17 protein-coding genes are annotated in these 20,243 nt (G+C 42.0%); 11 read left to right on the top strand and 6 right to left on the bottom strand.

Annotation, left to right across the window (positions count from 1 at the left end):
* The first annotated feature begins 354 nt into the window (after positions 1–354).
* Positions 355–1,734, top strand: a complete 1,380-nt coding sequence (murA, locus tag H6F42_RS13765; RefSeq protein WP_190399946.1) for a UDP-N-acetylglucosamine 1-carboxyvinyltransferase — start codon at positions 355–357, stop codon at positions 1,732–1,734.
* Positions 1,735–1,862: 128 nt separating this feature from the next.
* On the opposite strand, the gene folK is transcribed toward murA, so the two are convergent.
* Positions 1,863–2,474, bottom strand: coding sequence for a 2-amino-4-hydroxy-6-hydroxymethyldihydropteridine diphosphokinase (gene folK, locus H6F42_RS13770; protein ID WP_190399947.1), 612 nt, complete (start codon positions 2,472–2,474; stop codon positions 1,863–1,865).
* A 262-nt stretch (positions 2,475–2,736) separates the two neighbouring features.
* On the opposite strand from folK, the gene H6F42_RS13775 reads away from it, so the two are divergent.
* A complete protein-coding gene (locus H6F42_RS13775; protein ID WP_242018447.1) occupies positions 2,737–3,507 on the top strand; it encodes an SIMPL domain-containing protein in 771 nt (256 codons plus the stop codon).
* Between the two features lie 41 nt (positions 3,508–3,548).
* Here H6F42_RS13775 and H6F42_RS13780 read toward each other — a convergent pair whose 3' ends face one another.
* Together H6F42_RS13780 and H6F42_RS13785 are read right to left on the bottom strand one after the other, a co-directional pair.
* Positions 3,549–5,165 carry a phycobilisome linker polypeptide gene (locus H6F42_RS13780; RefSeq protein WP_190399948.1) on the bottom strand — a complete coding sequence of 539 codons (1,617 nt, stop codon included), beginning with the start codon at positions 5,163–5,165 and terminating at the stop codon, positions 3,549–3,551.
* A 342-nt stretch (positions 5,166–5,507) separates the two neighbouring features.
* The gene (locus tag H6F42_RS13785; protein ID WP_190399949.1) at positions 5,508–6,179 is read right to left on the bottom strand and encodes a HEAT repeat domain-containing protein; all 672 of its coding nucleotides are present in this window, start codon (positions 6,177–6,179) and stop codon (positions 5,508–5,510) included.
* Between the two features lie 359 nt (positions 6,180–6,538).
* On the opposite strand from H6F42_RS13785, the gene hemH reads away from it, so the two are divergent.
* Positions 6,539–7,690: a ferrochelatase gene (hemH, locus tag H6F42_RS13790; protein ID WP_190399959.1), complete on the top strand. Its 1,152-nt coding sequence runs from the start codon at positions 6,539–6,541 to the stop codon at positions 7,688–7,690.
* A gap of 100 nt (positions 7,691–7,790) precedes the next feature.
* Complete coding sequence (gorA, locus tag H6F42_RS13795) at positions 7,791–9,161, top strand: glutathione-disulfide reductase (protein WP_190399950.1); 1,371 nt, start codon at positions 7,791–7,793, stop codon at positions 9,159–9,161.
* Between the two features lie 38 nt (positions 9,162–9,199).
* Here gorA and H6F42_RS13800 read toward each other — a convergent pair whose 3' ends face one another.
* Positions 9,200–9,934 carry a biliverdin-producing heme oxygenase gene (locus H6F42_RS13800; RefSeq protein WP_190399951.1) on the bottom strand — a complete coding sequence of 245 codons (735 nt, stop codon included), beginning with the start codon at positions 9,932–9,934 and terminating at the stop codon, positions 9,200–9,202.
* Positions 9,935–10,394: 460 nt separating this feature from the next.
* Between H6F42_RS13800 and ndhC the strand changes: the two genes are divergently transcribed.
* The 7 genes from ndhC to H6F42_RS13835 all read left to right on the top strand — a co-directional run bounded on the left by ndhC (position 10,395) and on the right by H6F42_RS13835 (position 16,091).
* Complete coding sequence (gene ndhC / locus H6F42_RS13805) at positions 10,395–10,757, top strand: NADH-quinone oxidoreductase subunit A (RefSeq protein WP_190399960.1); 363 nt, start codon at positions 10,395–10,397, stop codon at positions 10,755–10,757.
* Positions 10,754–11,494: an NADH dehydrogenase subunit K gene (locus H6F42_RS13810; protein ID WP_190399952.1), complete on the top strand. Its 741-nt coding sequence runs from the start codon at positions 10,754–10,756 to the stop codon at positions 11,492–11,494. Before ndhC ends, H6F42_RS13810 begins: the two co-directional genes overlap by 4 nt.
* Complete coding sequence (locus H6F42_RS13815; protein WP_242018448.1) at positions 11,484–12,011, top strand: NAD(P)H-quinone oxidoreductase subunit J; 528 nt, start codon at positions 11,484–11,486, stop codon at positions 12,009–12,011. The genes H6F42_RS13810 and H6F42_RS13815 overlap by 11 nt, the downstream gene beginning before the upstream one ends.
* A gap of 19 nt (positions 12,012–12,030) precedes the next feature.
* A complete protein-coding gene (locus tag H6F42_RS13820; protein ID WP_190399953.1) occupies positions 12,031–12,318 on the top strand; it encodes a hypothetical protein in 288 nt (95 codons plus the stop codon).
* A 391-nt stretch (positions 12,319–12,709) separates the two neighbouring features.
* A complete protein-coding gene (locus H6F42_RS13825; RefSeq protein ID WP_199289021.1) occupies positions 12,710–13,852 on the top strand; it encodes a glycosyltransferase family 2 protein in 1,143 nt (380 codons plus the stop codon).
* Between the two features lie 135 nt (positions 13,853–13,987).
* Positions 13,988–14,410, top strand: coding sequence for a GtrA family protein (locus tag H6F42_RS13830; protein ID WP_190399954.1), 423 nt, complete (start codon positions 13,988–13,990; stop codon positions 14,408–14,410).
* Between the two features lie 115 nt (positions 14,411–14,525).
* Positions 14,526–16,091, top strand: a complete 1,566-nt coding sequence (locus H6F42_RS13835; RefSeq protein WP_190399955.1) for a hypothetical protein — start codon at positions 14,526–14,528, stop codon at positions 16,089–16,091.
* Positions 16,092–16,102: 11 nt separating this feature from the next.
* Here H6F42_RS13835 and H6F42_RS13840 read toward each other — a convergent pair whose 3' ends face one another.
* The gene (locus H6F42_RS13840; RefSeq protein ID WP_190399956.1) at positions 16,103–16,624 is read right to left on the bottom strand and encodes a chemotaxis protein CheW; all 522 of its coding nucleotides are present in this window, start codon (positions 16,622–16,624) and stop codon (positions 16,103–16,105) included.
* Between the two features lie 12 nt (positions 16,625–16,636).
* Positions 16,637–19,651, bottom strand: a complete 3,015-nt coding sequence (locus H6F42_RS13845; protein ID WP_190399957.1) for a hybrid sensor histidine kinase/response regulator — start codon at positions 19,649–19,651, stop codon at positions 16,637–16,639.
* Positions 19,652–20,243 lie beyond the last annotated feature (592 nt).

Below are 20,243 nucleotides of genomic sequence, written 5' to 3' on the forward strand. Positions count from 1 at the left end.
GTGGACAATGCCGATTCGGGATTGGAAACCTGCTCTTAATCGATTTGCCATCCTCTTTGAGGATCGTCTCCATCTCTAGCTTCTAGACTTTACACATTTTTCTTGACAGTCTCGAACAAATACATCGCTTTCTTCGTGTCGATTTTTACAAAATTGCCATATATGACTCAATCATTAATAATGAGTAAATACACTTACTGTACAAAAGTTAACAGTTTTTCGGATATACTCCGTTAAACTTTTGGCTAACTTAAAAGCCACATTAAAAGCCACATTAATCTCTGATGTGAGGAGGATAAGGCGATCGTTTCTACACCTAATGCAAATACTGCAATCAATTTACAATCCCAGCCTATGCAATCGACGATGGATCTCGACACAGCTTCCCAAACTATTGAGCCAATTGAATTAACCACGCTCGAATCTTCGCAAATGCCACAACTTGAACTCAACGCCCCAGTCCTCCGCATCATCGGTAAAGCCCCTTTATCTGGTCATGTCCCTATTAGTGGCGCAAAAAACTCCATCCTTGCCCTGATGGCAGGTACGCTTTTATCTTCTGAAGGATGTCGTATTCGGAATGTCCCTAATCTTGCCGATGTGCAACGGATGAGTGACATTCTCGAAACTCTGGGTGTCAAAATTTCTCGCAATGGCGAAGTCCTCGATCTCGACACTAGCAACTTGACCTCTAACTCTGCTCCCTATGAATTGGTCAGCAAAATGCGGGCGAGTTTCTTTGCACTTGGGTCAATCTTAGCGAGACTTGGTTCAGCAAAAATGCCCCTCCCGGGTGGTTGTGCGATCGGAGCGCGTCCTGTGGATCTCCATGTGCGCGGATTACAAGCTTTAGGTGCATCTGTCCAGATTGAGCATGGCATCGTGATTGCTCACGCTACCAGCCGCAATGGTCGCTTGCAAGGTGCAAAAATTTATTTAGATTGTCCTAGCGTCGGTGCGACGGAAACCTTGATGATGGCGGCGACCCTAGCTGAAGGCGAAACTATTATCGAAAATGCCGCGCAAGAGCCTGAAGTAATTGATCTGGCTGATCTTTGTATGGCGATGGGCGCAAAGATTAAGGGTGCTGGCACGAATACAATCATTATTGAAGGGGTAGAAAAACTCCATTTTGCAGATTTCACAGCTATTCCCGATCGCATTGAAGCGGCTACTTTCATGGTTGCGGCTGCCATTACGAGATCGACTCTCAGCATGTCGCCTGTAGTTCCTACCCACCTAACTGCGGCGATCTCTAAACTCCAAGAGATGGGCGTGACCGTGCGTATTGATGCCCCCGATACAATTACTGTGGTTGGTGGCGATCGCTATCGAGCGGTGGATATTGAAACCTTGCCCTATCCCGGGTTTCCAACGGACATGCAAGCACAGTTTATGGCTCTGCTCACCATTTGCGAAGGCAATGGCGTGGTCAATGAAACTGTCTACGAAAATCGCCTCCAGCATGTAGCCGAACTAAATCGCATGGGCGCAAATATTCGCCTCAAAAATAGTGTTGCCGTAGTGACGGGCGTTCCTCAATTGTCAGGCGCTCCCGTAATGGCAACAGATTTACGCGCCTCGGCGGCTTTGGTGATTGCAGGACTCGCGGCTGATGGTGAAACGACCGTTATGGGCTTACATCATCTTGATCGCGGCTACGATCGCATCGAAGAAAAGTTACGCAATGTCGGCGCGAAGCTCTACCGCACCACTGAGACTATCGCTGTTTAAAGTTGCCATTTTCCAATAGTAAGAGCGTTGCTACGCAACGCTCTTACTAGGCTAACGAATTTATACAAATGAAGAAATAGCATAGCCATTTCTTCATTTAAAAAAGCTTACTGGGTTTGATTTTTAAATCACAAAAGTGTTGGCACACTTTCGTGATTGGGAATTACGGGGTTTTGGGTAGATGTAGCGCGGGTTTTGTTCGCGCTACATCTACCAGATGCCTTAGCATTAATCACAATGGGATGGCTCAAATCTAAATCGGGAGGACTCTGGGCAAGATCAGCGATCGTAAAACCAGTGACAGGATGAATCCAATCGGCGGCGATTTCGGCTAGGGGTAAAAGAACAAAAGCGCGATCGCTCATTCGTGGATGAGGTAACACTAATTCGGGCGAGTCAATGGTGCGATCGCTATAAAGCAACAAATCTAAGTCCAGCGTTCTGGCTCCCCAACGTTCGCGGCGTTCGCGTCCAAAAAACTGCTCTATGTAAAATAAAGCGCGTAATAGCTCTAGTGGAGTGAGAATAGTTCTTAAAATCGCGCAACCATTGATATAGTCAGGTTGTGGTGCAGAATTGGGTAAGGTAATCGCTTTAGTACGATACCAACGGGAAACCTTAATCAACTCTATTTCTGGATATGTAGCGAGTTGAGCGATCGCTGCTTGGACAATTTTTTGGGAGTCACCGATTTCATTGCTTAGGTTACTACCTAAAGCGATCGCACAAAGCTCAGTCATGAAGTTTTTTCTAATAACAACAAAGACGCTCCATAGCCGCGTCTTTGTTGAATTATACGGGAACAAAGACGCTTCCCGTATTTGCCAAGATAATATAGGGGGTCACTCGTCTTCTGGGTTTTCCAAGGATTAGTGGTGCGGCGCGAAGCGCCGCACCACTAAGATTCTTTTTCTCTTTTTGGGAACCCCGTAAATTAACGTTGCTGAAAGTGAAACCATGCAAAATCTCTTTGGCTAGAATGATATCTTGAATATTGTAGAAATGAAAATATCAAGAAATCAAATCAAAGGATTTAAACCCATGCGTCACTTAACTACTTTTGTTCTTAGTCTTGCCTTTTGCGTTCCCTCTATTACAGCGATCGCTCCTGCCGCAAAATCACAAGAAAATCCATCTATTCAATCCGCCAAAAATGAGCGCGTTCTTACCATTTCTGGTCGTGGCGAAAGGTTTGTAAAGACTACGAAAGCGAGAATTCAACTAGGTGTAAATGTAGAAGGCAAAACGGCGATCGCGGTGCAAGCAGAAGTTGCCCGTCAAGCCAATAGTATTGTCTCGCGTTTGCAACAACTCGGTGTTGAAAAATTACAAACTAATTCAGTTCAACTAAACCCTAAATATGTCTATGAAAATAACCGTCAGCGCCAAGATGGATTCACGGGGCAAACCACGGTAAGTTTTGTAGTCGCGATCGAGCAAGCTGGCTCTGTGCTAGATGCGGCGGTTAACTCTGGTGCAAATCAGATTGAGCAAATTAGCTTTATCGCTACTGATGCAGCCTTGAATGAGGCAAAACAATTGGCTTTGCAAGATGCAATTAAAGATGCTCAAACCCAATCTGCCACAGTTTTAACCGCTTTAGGATTTACGCCGAAGTCAATTAAAACTATTAGTGTCAATGATTCGGCGATCGCCTATCCAGTTCCTTTACCTCGCCAAGATGCCTTTGTTGCTAAAGCTGCTAACTCTGTTCCTATTTTGGGTGGAGAGCAGAAAGTTGAAGCTCTAGTCACTTTGCAAATTACTTACTAATAGAAGAAAAGTGCGGCGCTTCGCGCCGCACTTTTCTTCTATTAGCCTTTAGTCTTTTTTTTGTTGAAACCACCACCTGACTTAGTAGAAGCTTTGGTCTTTTTCGTCTTGACGGCTGAAACATCAGGTTCAATTTCAATGGAGGGTGGCAAGGATAAAGATTCTTCTACAGCCGCTACAGCTATATCAGGAACCTCTGGTTCAATTGCATCTGGTTCAATTGCTACTTCGGGAGTTAATTCAGTAGTGACTAAGTCTTCATGCCTTACCTCAATTTCAGGCTCAATCTTTACAGGCTGGGACTCTATTAGCTCTTGTACTACAGAATCAACAGAGATTAGCTCCATTGGAGTTTCAAGACTGGCAATATCAATAGGTGGGTCAACTTCTGCTTGATGCTTACCTTTCTTCTCTAAACTTTGACTAGATTTAGCTGAAGATTTTGCCTTGGGGGGCTTTACTTCTGTGGCGATCGCTGTTTTCTTCTTTCTAGATGCAGTTACTGTTATAGGTGTTGACACAACTTCGTTAACTAAAGGCTCTACCACTGAAGATTCTGTCAGTAAAGTCTCTGATTCAGGAAGAGATTCTGGGGCAATAGATTCTGGGGTGTCTTCAGTAACAGTTATAGGGACTTCAGGACTGTCATTATTAACATGAACAGAAACTTCCTCGCCTAAGACTGATTCAGCTTTGGTATGGGACTGGGCGATCGCTTCGTCATTCGTTACCAGATCTGGTTCTAGAGTCTTGGCTTTTTTACTAAAGCCTTGACTAGACTTTGTAGAAGCTCTGGGCTTTTTAGTCTTCGCGATCGCTTCGGTTGCTACTTGCTTCTTTTTAGCTTTAGGTAGAGCTACGGGTAATTCTAAGCCTGAAGTTGTTTCCGTCTCAGTAACCACTACAGGCTCAGGGATTGGTTCGATTAATTCTTCAGTAACAACTACAGGCTCAAGATTAACTTCAATTACTTCAGGAATTTCTACACTGATAGCGACAACCTCTGGCTCCGTAATGATTTCTTGCACATCGGAGATAGGCTCACTCAAGATTTCAGAAACCGTCTCTAAAGTTTCTACTGGAGGACTTTCTAAAACTGCTTCAACTTCATTAATCGCTTCAGGTTCGAGACTAACTACTATAGTCTCTGGTTCTGATACTGAAGTAACTTCGATAACTTCTTCAGTAACAACTACAGGTTCCAAAGGTTCTAAATCAAGAGCTACAGGGTCTGATTCCAAATCGGTAATGATTTCGGGTGTTTCTTCCTTAACAACAATAGATTCGGGACTAACGGCTGTAGTTTCGAGGTCAGAAATTGCTTCAGAAATTTCTTTGATAAGGACAAGCTCTGGCGCTGCAATGATTTCTTGCACTTCCGAGACAGGCTCAATAACTGGCTCAAGAATTATTGGAAGAGAGTCAAGGGCGGGATAGCTAAGCGGAAAGTTGTGAATAGATACATTGGTAATCTTGCCACCGAGTTTTTGGATAGCTTTAAGCTTCTGGGTAAAAGAACTATAGGGAACTGTAACTATTTGCAAATTTCCCTGATACATTCTTCCGCTTTGCATCCCACCAGTAAATTCAATTGTTACGCGGCGACTACTATCAGCATTAAGGTTGGCGCTTGTAGTATCGTTATCTAAACTTTTCATGTCAAACTCATCCTAACGATCGCGATTCTAAAATCGCGAATCAAAATAATCTATATAAATAATCTATACAAGTATTTCTTAAAAGTGTCTTCGGTAAAAGTATCTACCTTTAAAACCAGTAAGAAAAGTTACCTAGAGGGCTTTTCTTACTGGTTTTCGGTTAGTAACTAATTGTTACGATTGATACGATCGCTTAAAAGATCGATCTATTACTTCTTTCCCACCCAAGAATTAGCTATGCGGGCGAAGCTCCGCATAGCTAATTCTTGGGTTTTAATGTCTATTTTTAGACTGGGAAAGGAGTAACGAATAATTAATGAAAAGCAGCTTTACTACTTATCGTTAATTATTCAGCTTTGATTCTAGGGCGGCGGCTACAACCTGATGATTTTCGTCTTGGCGGAGTTGAGCTAGCAACGTCTTGGCAATGGGATTGCTAGACAAGCAAAGGATCGTCGCCGCACACCAGCGATCGCGCCAAAAATCGGCTGTGGACAATTCCGCTAATATATCTAAAGTCTCTTGCTCGTACTTGCTATCGAGTAAGCGCCCCAAAGCTAAAATAGCAGTCTCTTTCACGGTTAGCGTCGAGTCGAGTATTCCTAAACGAATAACATTGAGTAATACATCTTCGCGATCGCTTTCCACTAAGACGGAGAGGATGGTTTGACGGGTAAGCCAATTTTGGTTGCGCTCAAATAATGTTTGCAGTAAGGCAATGGCGCGATCGCCAAAATCAAACAGAGTATTCGCTATTTCCGCGAGAACGCTGTCATCGGTTTCTCGCTCGAGCAATTCTTGCAAAAATTGAAATGATTCATCGGTGCGATGGCTACTCAACCCCATTACCGCAAAGCGCCGACATAAAAAATCTGAGTTAGTAAAGAATCCTTGCAAAATTGGCACAGCTACCGCCGAGGGAATTTGCGCTAATTCGTCTAGTATCATTTTGCGATCGAGCATAGAACCATTGCGAAATAAAACGGCTAATTGGGCTTGGCGATCGCTATTCATGAAAACTTCTCGGCTCTGAAGTGAAAATATGCACAATACCAGAATTATATAACTGTGCTTACAGGAAACCTTAAAGTGATTGATAGGAGTTTGCAATCCTTTGCAAACTTCTATAGCAATTCAAACCCGAAAGGATGAGCGGCAAAGCAAAGCGTCATCACTACTTCTTCGGTATCAATGGGAGAGTGCGCCCTCTCCCATTGCTGTGTATGCAAAAGAATTTGGCATAATGAAAATTAATAGCAATAATTTTGATTTATGCTCAACCAAATAAATGTATTGTTGAAATACTATTACTGTTAGACAGTAAGGTGTTTGGCAATACTGAGCAATTTTTAAAAAAGGAAATAGCGATTGATATGGGGCGATTAGGAGTTTTACTGCTGAACCTTGGTGGGCCAGACAAATTAGAAGATGTCCGCCCATTTTTGTACAACTTATTTGCTGACCCAGAAATTATTCGCTTACCTTCGCCTTTGTTACAAGCGCCTCTGGCTTGGCTGATTTCTACCTTACGAGCCAAGAAATCTCAAGAGAACTATAAAAAGATCGGTGGTGGTTCGCCACTACGACGCATCACCGAGGCGCAAGCCCAAGCCTTGCGATCGCAGCTTCAGCAAAATGGACATGAGGCTCATGTCTACGTGGGAATGCGCTATTGGCATCCTTTTACTGAAGAAGCGATCGCCCAGATCAAGCAGGACAAAATCGAAGAATTAGTCATTCTGCCCCTATATCCTCAGTTTTCGATTAGCACCACAGGTTCCAGTTTTCGCCTACTCGATCGCCTTTGGCAAGCTGACCCAGACCTCCAAAAAATCAAATATACGGTGATACCTTCTTGGTATGACAACGATTACTATTTGCAATCAATGGCAGACCTGATTGCCACAAAAATCGACCAAGTTAAAAATCCCAACGCCGCCTATGTCTTCTTTAGCGCCCACGGTGTACCAGTGAGCTATATCGAAGAGGCAGGCGATCCCTATCAAAAGGAAATTGAGACTTGCGCTGAGTTAATCATGAAAAAGCTCAATCGGGCTAATCCCTATAAACTTGCCTACCAAAGCCGTGTGGGCCCCGTTGAATGGTTACAGCCATACACAGATGTAGCGATCGAGGAACTAGCCGCCCAAGGTGTGAAGGAATTAGTCGTAGTCCCCATTAGCTTTGTCTCAGAGCATATCGAAACCCTCGAAGAAATCGATATGGAATATCGTGAAATTGCCGAACATGCTGGCATCGAAACCTTTGCGAGAGTTGCTGCTCCTGACACCGATCCGACTTTTATCCAAGCCCTCGCCGATTTGGTAATAAAAGCTTTAGGCGATCGCCCCATTACTTTTGCGGAAACTATCCAACCTCAAAAAAATACCAAACTCTATCCTCAAGAACGTTGGGAATGGGGGATGACTCAATCTGCCGAAGTGTGGAATGGACGCTTCGCAATGCTAGGGTTTCTAATCTTGCTATTAGAACTATGGCTAGGACGCGGACAATTGATCCATTAACTTAATTAAAACCCAGAAGAATATTTGAAAGCGCGGCGGAGCCACGCTTTCAAATATTCTTCTGTAATACTTTAAGCCTCAATAGGATGTAAATAAAAATATGACAGACTTTGATTACGACTTATTTGTAATTGGTGCAGGTAGTGGCGGACTTGCCGCCTCAAAAAGTGCCGCCCGCTATGGCGCAAAAGTAGCGATCGCGGAAGGTGACTTAGTGGGGGGTACTTGTGTGATTCGTGGTTGTGTCCCCAAAAAGCTGATGGTTTATGCCTCCCACTTTTCCCATTTCCCTCACGAATCCGCAGGCTATGGCTGGACAATTCCTAAAGGAACTTTGGATTGGGAAAAACTCCGCAATGCTATTCAAACCGAAGTATCGCGTTTAAACAAATTGCACATTAGTTTCTTAGTAAAGAATAATGTGGAGCTAATTTCAGGATTTGCCAAATTTGTTGATGCTCATACGGTAGCAGTGGGCGATCGCCAGTTTACGGCTGAACGCATCTTGATTTCTGTAGGTGGTGAAGCCTTCAAACCTGATTTAGCAGGTATTGAATATGCCATCACATCTAAAGAGATGTTTTTGTTGCCCCAGTTTCCCAAACGATTTGCAGTGATTGGGGGTGGTTATATTGGGACTGAGTTTGCAGGCATCATGAGAGGACTCGGATCGGAGGTTACGCAAATTATTCGCGATCGCAATATTTTAAAAGGATTTGACAACGATGTGCGTACCAACGTGCAAGAAGGGATGGTCAATCACGGCATCAATTTCCATACCTGCATTGATAGCAATTCCCTCAAGATTGTCAAGAATAGTCAGGAGCATGAGAACGCATTAACGATTTCCTTTAATGACGGAGAAGGCAGGGCGCAACAAGTCCATACTGATGTTGTCTTAGCGGCAACAGGACGCAAGCCAAATCTTGCCGCGCTCAGTCTAGAGCAAGCAGGAATCACAACTGTTAATGACGCGATCGCCGTTACCAAAGATAGCTGTACCAATCAACCACATATCTATGCGATCGGTGACTGTACCAATCGCGTGAATTTAACACCTGTGGCGATCGCTGAAGGTCGAGCCTTTGCCGATACTGTTTATGGACATAAACCACGTTTTATTAGTCACAAAAATATTCCTTCGGCTGTCTTCTCTCAACCCGAAGCCGCTAGCGTTGGCTTATCTGAAGAAAAGGCGCGTGAAGTATATGGCGAGCTGGTGAAGGTCTATAAAACTAAGTTCCACCCCATGTTTTACAGCCTCGCTGGTGGGGAAGCGAAAACAATGATGAAATTAATTGTCGTTGGTGAAGAGGAACGAGTTGTCGGTTTGCACATGGTCGGGAAAGATGCTGCCGAAATCATTCAAGGTATGTCTCTAGTCGTCACGATGGGCGGTTGTAAAAAAGATCTAGATAATACGATGGCAATGCACCCCACTGCTGCCGAAGAATTTGTCACCATGCAATAAAAAAGGGGGGCAAAGCGCCCCTTTTTTATTATGGTTAATTAGCCAGCGACTTTTGATTCGCGACGGACAGAGGTGTTTTTGGGTTCACCTTTGATCTTGGTAAGTAGAGAATTCCAACCAAACTTAGTTAGAGCCACAAACCAATTACCTTCTAGTTCACGGAACATTGCCATATTCATGTGGAACGAAGCATTAGCCTCATCAACAATGCGCTCAGCAGTTGCCGCATCTACAGGTAAGGTATCCAGAGCTTCACGGTAGCGCTTTTTGAATTCGCCATGATTGCGAATGTCGTCGAATTCATAGAAGGCAGTACCCTTATCATCTTGCAAGCCCATCGCCTCTTTGGCGATTTTCTTGAGGATTTGACCACCAGACAGATCGCCCATATAGCGAGTGTAAGCATGAGCCACTAGCAACACAGGCTCATTCGCCGAAATCTCGCGGATACGGGCAAGATACTTTTCGCAAGCAGGGGTAGGCTTAAACTCTTCACGCCAGTTAGAGCCAAAGTAAAACAGCATGTCGAGTTCTAGGCTCTTTTCGCGCCATAGCTCACGATAATAGAGTTTGCTAAGCACAGGATCATTTTTGTGTACTTCAAATTCTTCTTCGATCGCTTTGTAAACAAAGTAAAGGTTTCCGACAAGTCTGCTATAGGAAGTCTTGTCAACTACGCCTTTTAAAAAGCATTTAATAAAATCAGTACTCTCTGCTGCTGAGTGAGATTTTTGTGTGCCTACACGCAAAAGCGTTGCCAAACCTTGACTCATGGTTTCTCCTAAACTTTTTTAAACAGAAATAGTAGATTGATTTCAGAACAAATAAGCTTTGGTGCTACTTATTCTAAAATTTTATATAAATAAAAAAGAGTTATTTAAGAATATATTTTGATATCCATTTGATATCTGCATCTGTGTTGAATCCCAAAGACTTAAGGATTGATTGCTAGTCCATCACGACTGCTAATCAATAGTCGATTGCGATCGCAGCTAAAGCCTTAAATCAAAAGCATTTCACACAGATATTAAGTATATAAGGCAACGTATAGAAAAATTTCTAGTCTGTTACAAATTTTCATCTACCACTGCACCCATATAATGTATTCAGCATCTACTAAATATCCTATGAACTAATTTAAGGTTTTCAATATATACCCACGCTGAAAACTTCTAAATTCGTTTCATAATAAGAGGTATTAAGTATAGTCAAGCTAGCTTGAAGAGGTAATACATCTTGGTTTTAAGCGGATACGAATACTTACTGGTATTCATCATCGTTTGTACGCTTGTCCCCCTATCGGGATTAGCCCTATCTGGTCTTTTAAGTCCCCCCCAGTCTGGAGCCGCAGGTCGTACTACCTACGAATCTGGCTGCGAGCCTATTGGCGGAGCTTGGATTCAATTTAATATTCGTTATTATATGTTTGCCCTTGCCTTTGTGATCTTCGACGTGGAAACAGTGTTTTTGTATCCTTGGGCAGTCGCATTTAGTAAACTAGGATTACTTGCTTTTGTTGAAGCACTTATCTTTATTAGCATTCTTGTCTTAGGTCTAGTCTACGCTTGGAGAAAAGGAGCCTTAGAATGGTCATGAAATCCGAAAACGTTGGTCTGGACTTCAGTGTCGAAGAACAAACCCAGCGCCTCATCAATCCTGCCGCAACACCACAAGTCACCCAAGACTTATCTAATAATGTCATTTTGACCACCCTCAATGACCTCTACAACTGGTCGAGAATGTCTAGCCTTTGGCCAATGCTCTACGGCACTAGCTGCTGCTTCATTGAGTTTGCGGCGATGATTGGCTCTAGATTTGACTTCGATCGCTTTGGTCTGTTACCCCGTTCTAGCCCTCGTCAAGCTGACTTGATCATCACCGCAGGCACTGTCACCATGAAAATGGCTCCTGCACTGGTGCGCCTCTATGAGCAGATGCAAGAACCCAAATATGTAATTGCGATGGGCGCTTGCACAATCACAGGCGGCATGTTTAGCACCGATTCCTACACCACCGTGCGTGGTGTTGATAAGTTAATCCCTGTTGATGTGTATATCCCCGGTTGCCCTCCTCGTCCTGAAGCGATCATGGATGCCATTATCAAATTGCGTAAAAAGATCGGTACGGAAGGCTTTAACGAAAGAGCAAATCTCAATCGTACCCATCGCTACTATGCAGTCAAGCACGAGATGAAGGTAGTCAGCCCCATCCTCACAGGACAATATCTAGAAATGCCTAGCCGTATGGCTCCACCTCAGGAACTAGTCGAGTCTGGCATTCCTTTACCCGCTTTGCAAATGGCTCAGAAGGAGGTCGAGACAGTTGGCAGATAATCAAGAGGCAGCATTGGTCACAACTGAGGTAACTGCCCCAGTTTCACAATGGCTAACTAGCAATGGCTTTGAGCATGAGTTTCTTGGCTTAGACCACCAAGGCGTTCCCATTCTCAAAATCGATCGCCAATTTTTACTTCCCTTCTCCACGGCGCTCTATGCCTATGGCTTTAACTACTTGATGATGCAATGTGGTTATGATGCTGGTGCTGGCGATAGCTTGGTGAGTGTTTACCATCTCGCGAAGCTCGGTGAGGAGGGGATTAATAAAAGCGATCGCCTTGAGGAAGTTCGCATTAAGGTATTTCTCCCTCGTCTCGATCCCCGTTGTCCATCGGTCTATTGGATCTGGAAAACTGCGGATTGGCAAGAGCGTGAGACCTTCGATATGTACGGTATCGTCTACGAAGGACATCCCAATCTCAAGCGGATTCTTATGCCTGAAGACTGGGTCGGCTATCCGATGCGTAAGGATTACGTCACACCAGACTTTTACGAGCTACAAGACGCATATTAAAGAAAGAAGCACCCAATGGGTGCTTCTTTTTATATCTTATCTACGCAATCATCGTCATCATATTCCTGAGTATGGTTATCTAAAAAAACAGGGGCTTACCATTGGCTCTGGTGAAGTATTTATTAAGCCAGCCTTATATATTTTGGGCTTTAGCAATATCCCCCAAGTCACGACTCACGGCAAAGGTCAGGCGGAGCGTCCTGACTATGCGCTATTTACCAATGAAGGCGATCGCGATTTGGCTTATTCCATTACAAGATCAAGAGACTGCTTTTTATACGCGGGTGAGTGCGATCGCCGAAGCTAATAATCCTACATTTTAAACGCAAAAAGTATAAAGACTAAAGGAGAATTGGAACTAGGCTTATTTCCCTTTAGGATACATAGTTAGCCTTAACTTCCCAAAAATTAAATGGAGAATATCTCTATTTAATTCCATTTAAATATTGTGGCACTTTTTCCTTCAGTTTAAGAAATACTCCTCCCTTCTCCCTCAAAGAATAGAGGCTATAAAGTGAATAATTAGGCGTGGGCGGCTTCGCCGCCCACGCCTAATTATTCACTTTGAAGGGAGTATCAATAGACTTAGACAATATTCTCTAACTGAACATTGAAAATTCTTTCTTATGATCTTTGGGAAAACTCAATGTAAATCAAATGCTATAATTCAAAATAAATTTTGGGTCGATAGGATTAGTATGCAAGCAAACGATTTAGATAAACCCTTAGTAACAGTCATGATGCCTTGCCTGAATGAAGCCGAAACATTAGCAACTTGCATTCAAAAAGCTCAAAATTATTTTATTCAAAATCACATAAACGGTGAAGTGTTAATCGCCGACAATGGAAGCAATGACGGATCTCAAGAAATTGCAACTCAATTAGGCGCTCGGGTTGTTCATATCAAGGAAAAAGGTTATGGGAGCGCTCTGCAAGGAGGTATAGCTGCTGCAAGGGGTGACTATATCATTATGGGAGATGCTGACGATAGTTATGATTTCTCAGATTTAACGCTTTTTATCGATGAATTACAAAAAGGCTACGATCTGGTTATGGGTAATCGATTCAAAGGTGGCATCAAAAAAGGAGCGATGCCGCCTTTGCATAGATATCTAGGAAATCCAGTTCTGACTTGGATTGGACGTTTGTTTTTTACTAGCCCTTGTGGGGATTTTCATTGTGGTTTGAGAGGATTCAGGAAAGACGCGATCGAATCACTAGATTTAAGAACTACAGGCATGGAATTTGCAAGTGAGATGGTTGTGAAAGCTAGCCTTCATAAAATGAAAATGACTGAAGTGCCTATAATTCTCTATCCTGATGGACGTAGCCGCCCACCACATTTAAGAAGCTGGCGAGATGGTTGGAGGCATTTAAGATTTTTACTACTCTTTAGTCCCAAGTGGTTATTCTTTTATCCTGGGATATTTCTGATAATTTTGGGTCTGATAGCTACAATTATTTTGCTGAGTAGTGTTAAAGTCCATTCATTGATTTATTCAACTACAGCAATCATAATTGGGTTTCAAGTAGTTGCTTTTAGTATGTTTACAAAAGCTTTTGCAATCAGTGAAGGATTAATTCCTGAAGATATTCGCTTGATTAGGTTGTTGCGTTATTTCAGTTTAGAAAAAGGATTAATTATTGGAATCCTAGTTTTACTGGTGGGTATATTTGGTTCAGTTTATGCTCTAAAAATTTGGGAATTGAGTTCCTTTGGAAGCTTGAATCCAAGTGAAACAATGAGAATTGTGATTCCATCTGTTACTTGTCTAGCTTTAGGTTTTCAAGTTATATTTTCCAGCTTCTTCTTAAGTGTACTTGGTTTAAAGAGACGTTAGATATTGCAAAAAATTAAAAAAATGTAACCACTAGTTAGGAGTACTCCGTTGTTTACATATTTTTACAGATAAGCTTTAAAAAATCCTAACCAGCGCTGATTCTATTTCATATCTTACTGATCCAGTAAATTATTAATGAAAAATATTCGTTTACGCATCAAATCGAAGATTTTAGATCGCTCTTTAAGAAATCAATTTCTAAGGTTCTTTCTTGTAGGAGGATTTTGTGCGTCTTTAAACTTAATAATATTATATACTCTGACGGATTTATGTCGATTTCACTATTTAGTGTCGATCCTAATACAAAATATTGTTGTCAATAGCATTGGATTCTACCTCAATAGAGCATTTACTTTTAAAAACCAGAAAGATAATTTCCTACAAGGTTTAATAAAATATCATATGGTTATGGTTTCAAGCTTATTAATAGTTTCGATTTTAATGTATTTGTTGGTAGATATTTTTCATGTATGGTATATGACTGCTTTTATTTTTGTGACTATTATTATGATTGCTTATAATTTTATTTCTCACAAGAAATGGACTTTTAATAAATAATAAATACAATTATTTTCATTTATTATTTATTGGATTTACACCTTATTAGGTCGAAAATTCAAACATCAACTTAAGTATTAAATTAATTACTAAAAATTAGATTTGGATTAACAACATGAATATAAATGTCTTGAAAAATCTATATGCTAAAAATATTGTCAAAGTAATTTTAATAGCGTTGCTAATAATTACTGTAATCAATAGAGGATCTTTAGGGAGTATTGATACATCGGTAAGATTACAAATGGCTCATGCTTGGTGGACAGGCACTGAGGAAGTAGACCCGAATTATCAACCCAAGTTTCGCGGTGATTTACAAGTTGGAGTTACAGGAGTTGGTGGTAAAAGATATTTATCTTATGATCTCGGTCAATCCGTTTTAATGCTACCCGGGGATTGGCTAGGAACTCAGATCCATAGATTTTCACCTAATACATCATTGATGGACTTAAGGCACGCAGTAGTTTCTTATTTAGTATTTGTTCCGTTAAATATCGCTGCGGTAATAGTTTGTTTTTGGTTACTTAAACTGCTGGATTTTAGTGATTCCAGTGCTGGATTAACCACTGCGGCTTGGTTACTATGTACTACAGTTCTAGCCTATGCTCAAGAGCCTCAACATAACAATCAAGTACTCCTATTTGTTGCCCTAGCTTATGCCTCTATTCTCGCGCACATCAAAGATGGGCGATCGCATTTTGTGGTGATTGGCGGATTTGCCTCGAGCTTTGCTTTACTAATTAGAGCGAGTAGTATTGCCCATGTTTTAACAATTGCCATTTTTACTTTGGCTTGTTCTGTTTATCATTATCGACAGACATCTAAAGTTTTGAAAACTTTTGCTCTGTGGATATTGGGATTTTTACCTTTAGGTATTTTAGGAAGAGTCTTTGATTATTTGCGTTATGGTAGCTTTCTGACTACTGGACAAGCGCTATCCGCCCAGCAATTTACTACTGACCCTAAATGGCAAGGATTTCCAGAATTTCCTCCTAATTATCCTTTTATCAATGAACCCCATGTTGGTGTTATAGGTGTACTTTTCTCCCCCATTAAAAGTATTTTTATTTATGATCCTTTACTTATTCCTTGCCTAATAATTGGATTTTTGTACTGGAAAAAACTTTCTTATTATATAAAAGCCTACTTATTAGTAGGTATATTAAATTTGATTTTGCATATCTCTCTAACTAGTAAGCTAATCTTCTGGGGAGGAGATTTATCGTGGGGTGCTAGATATCATGTTACTTCGGTTCATTTATTAATAATCCCTCTTTTAGGTTTGTTAGTACAGGAAACTTTATTAAGTAAAGGTTTTCGGCTGTGGGTACTGAGAGGGGTTTTGGCGATCGCCTTAATTGTTCAGCTTGCTTCCGTGACTATGTATCATGGTGTAGAAATTTCCCAATCCCCCCTAAAAAAGCAAGATTTAGCTCCAGAAATTCATTCTTCTCAATTTCGTTTGGGGCAACGATTTATTAATATTGCTTGTCATTTTAATCCTTCTCTATCAACGGAATGTCTTAAAGACATTCAGGTTCTACCCTTTAGAAAAAATCCTCCAGTATTTATATGGGTGTGGAGATTTCTCGTAGCATTAGCGATCGCTGCTACGTTTTTGTTTATATCCCAAAATCAAAAACTTGCTAAAAGGGAACTACTAGAATCACAAAATATTTAAAATACCAAAGTTTATCTCTGATGTATTTTATTTATCATTGAACTAATTAAGCGATCGCTATTAATCACAAAAAGAGAAGGTTGTTCGGACGAAGGGATCGTCATGAAATTAATGAAATTAACTTTCCATCTCTGGCTGTAGGTTGCAGGTAAAGGGACAAATTCATCCTTAGAAATATTTTGCATCGCGGGTTGGGAATTACTGAGAATACCAATTAAGTCATCACTTTGATTGCGTACCACAATCAAGGATGGCTTGGAGGCAACAACAGCACCATTAACCACCAGTTGCTGAATATCATGGTTTTGTCCCTTAGTTTGCCCAAAAAGCATCTTGCCGAGGTCAATAATTGGAATATTATTACCTGCGAATGTAATCTTAGGTACCTGCTTTTCAAGGGGAATAATACGATAAATAAACTCTATCGGCACGGCAAACCAAGCAATGCGTAGTCGGAAAGCAACATATTGCTTAGGTATGTTAGGACGTAGCTCTTGTAGTCTTTGCGATCGCAGGGAAGTAATAGCAGCCATAGGTCGTTTTATCTAGTTTGAAGGATCAGAATTAAAGGTGAGTTGAGACAGAGTCTGTAAAAGTTCGTTATCTTTAAAAGGTTTGGCAAAATAGGCGGAAGCGCCAAGACGCATCGCTAAATCTCGATGTTTTGAACCACTCCGAGAAGTCAGCATCACCACAGGAATATCTTTGCACAGAGCATCGCTACGCGACTGCACTAAGAAGCCAAATCCATCCAGTCTCGGCATTTCGATATCACAAATTACAGCCCTAACTTTAGAACTGCGAGACAACATTTGCAGTTTTCGGAGCTTTTCCATCGCTTCATGACCATCTTTAGCTTGTTCGACGCGATAGCCCGATTTTTCTAGGGTCATGGCTAAGAACCGTCGCACATTAATGGAGTCATCCACTACTAAAACTGTAGTCCAGCGATCACCTTTTTCGGATGTTAGAGTGAGGTTTTTGCTTGGAGGTGTTTCCACATCCGCGATTGCCCAGTCGATGAGGTTGTCAATATCGACGAGAGGGACAATTTTACCTCCTCCCAGAATTGCACAGCCCATAAAGCCTGTGGGCATTGGGATTACGCTTTGAACACCGCGAATCGTGACTTCCTGCTCTCCCCAATAGCGATCGACTTGCAAAGCAAAGGGAAGATTATTTTTTGCCACAATTAAGATTAGTGGCTCATCTACAACGGGACGATTTTCCGTCTCAAATTGAAATTGGGGACGGGAGAAATGAAGACGTTCCTCTAATCTTAAAAGCGGCACAGAATAGCCTTCCCAATCTAATACCTCTTGATTGGCAACCCTATAAATAGCAACATCCCGAATTAATAAAATTTCTTCAACTGCGCTGGTCAGAATTGCCATCTGTAACCCGTTGCTTTCAAAGAGAAGTACGCGAGCAATAGAAAGAGATACGGGAACCGTTAAAATAAAAGAAGTTCCTTTACCCGCTTCTGTCTCAATTCGCACATTCCCGCCAATCATATTCAGATTTGAGCGTACCACGTCCATCCCCACACCACGACCTGAAAGCTCAGTTACGCGATCGGCGGTGCTAAATCCTGCTTCAAAAAGTAACTCTAATAGGTCAGTTTCACTGGAACCTGCGAGATCGCTTTCACTTAATCCCATTTGTAAGGCGCGATCGCGTAGTTTCTCAAAATCAACGCCATTACCATCATCACTGATCGTAATTACCGTTTGATTACCGCGATAACCTGCGGCAATTTCGATTTTGCCTTTAGGGGGTTTGCCCGCCGCAATTCTGGCTTCAGGAGTTTCGATACCATGATCAAAGGCATTACGAACTAGATGTAACAGAGGATCTTCGAGAATTTCTAAAACCGATCGCTCCACCAAGGTAGAACTACCGCGTACTACTAGTTCTACCTGCTTCCCGTAGTTGATCGACAAGTCCCTCAATAGGCGCGGAAATCTACCTAAAATCTCGCTAAGCATTCGCATTCTTGCTTGCTCGATCGCTGTTTGCATTTGTCGAGAAGCCCTCCCCAGTTCGCGTTCCGTAGTTTCAGTGTCCGACAGGGCTGTTTCTAAGTCACCCGATACCTCTTGTAACTGCACCACACTGTCCATAATCTCCCGCGATAGCACATGCAGTTCGCTATAGCGATCCATTTCGAGTAAGTCAAAGCGTCCATCGTACGACAAAGCTGTCTCGCTAGGCAGATTGCCATTATTAACAGCTAGAGGAGCATTAACAGCAATATTAGACTGTAAGGATTCAGAAGAAGTAACTACTCGATCATAAGCTTCTCGAAGTTGAGCATTAGATTGCTCTAATCCATGCATTCTCGTGTTCAAAAGCATTACTAGGTCACGCATTCGTTGTAATTGCAATCGCAATCCACTCCGCTCAGCATTTAATTCTCCAAAGCGATCGCTTAATACTTCCAGATGGCGCACAGGTATGCGGATGGTACTATCTAGCTTACTATCAGCCGCTATTTTACTGGTCTCAACACTGCTTGTCTCAACACTGCTTGTTTCCACAGTGGCTGGCGGAGCCGATAGATCTGTCGCAACTTGAAGTTCCTCTGGTTCGAGAATTAGAGTGTCCTCTTCAGCATTTGAGCTAACGCTAGAGGGCAGAGATAAATCTTCAATGGAAAATATCTCGAAAGGAAAGGGCTTTTCGTTAGGCTTTGCAGGATCTTTATCTAGAGTTTTATTAGCAATAGCTGAATTCTTAGGAGGCGACAATATTTCAAAATGCTTAGGCAAAGCATCAAACTGACCAACTAAGACAAGAGCTTGCGATCGCCGCCAAACCTCTAATGCTGAATAGGTAACTTCACGCAAATCATTATCGTGATTTTCTAAAGCCTTGGTAACGCCTTCACAAAGACTAGTAAAAGCCTTTAATTCCAACATCTCACCTAGACAGCCAAACTCTTGACTGGTGATTTCAAACTCCTCGCGCAATACTTGCGAATTGGGATCGGCTAATACATTAGTCAATCTCTCCAAACAGGCATCAACCTCTGTGGCAAACATGAGAACGCGCATATCCTCCCCGGCCTCTTCCGAAAGCAGGTTCGCCTCATCCTGTACCGATAAATCCCCTAAAATCTCCCGTAGACGCTTAAATGGAGGTAAGATCTCATCAGTTACCCACTGTTCTTTCGGAGTTTGGCGCTGTTTGTGAATTGTAGATATTTTCCTCATCCCATCGATCGCACTGAGAAATAGGCTTTCTAGCTCCATCGGGATCTCAGTTTGATGCTTGGATTGCAAAATCTTAAAAAAGTCTTCTAAACGGTGGGCAAGGTCGCTCAGCGTATTAAAGCTCATCATTGCCGCACCACCTTTCATGGAGTGCGCGGCTCGCAAAATTTTATTAATCGACGAGCGCTGCAATTCGCGATCGCTCAATCCTAATACTTCTGTTTCGATATCGACTAGAAAGTCTTTAACTTCATCAAGAAAGAGCAAGCGCACTTCCCATTCGCGATCGCTAAATGTGGGAGGGGCTTTTACTCCTGATGTAGTAGCGCCTACTGTGCTTGACATATCAACTCTCCTATGGATGTATAGACCGAAATTCTACGTCTTAACTACTATAGCAAAACAAGGGAAAGATAGGACAAGACTAGACCTGTCGGGAAATGAAAGTAAGCTATAAAGGCAACTTCATATTTATTTCTGCACTTCCATCCATATGTAAATAGAAAAGCTAAAAGTTCACCGAATTGAACCATAAGCGAGGTTTGATATCAGGTATCATCATCCCAAGAGACTCATAAAAAAGATGATAGACATTGAAAAGATACTCAAACAAGATAGGCAAATACGAGCAACTACGGGATTAAACCAGCAAGCATTTGAGTCGTTGTTGCCAAGTTTTGCAGAGGCATATCAGGAAACGATAGACAAGAAAAGACGATGGCGAACAGCAGGAGGGGGTAGGAAAGCAAGACTGAAAACCAACGCAGACAAATTGTTTTTTATCTTGTTGTACTGCAAATGCTATCCCACATTTGACTTAATTCCTGATGTTACGTGGAAGGAATAGCCAGTTTTTGGAGTTGAGAGAAACTAGCCCTAATAGCATTGAAGTAGAGTTTAGACTTGAGAGCAAAGTGATTGAGTTTAGTTTTGATCC

This window comes from Pseudanabaena sp. FACHB-1998, from assembly GCF_014696355.1.
Classification (GTDB): Bacteria; Cyanobacteriota; Cyanobacteriia; order Pseudanabaenales; family Pseudanabaenaceae; genus Pseudanabaena.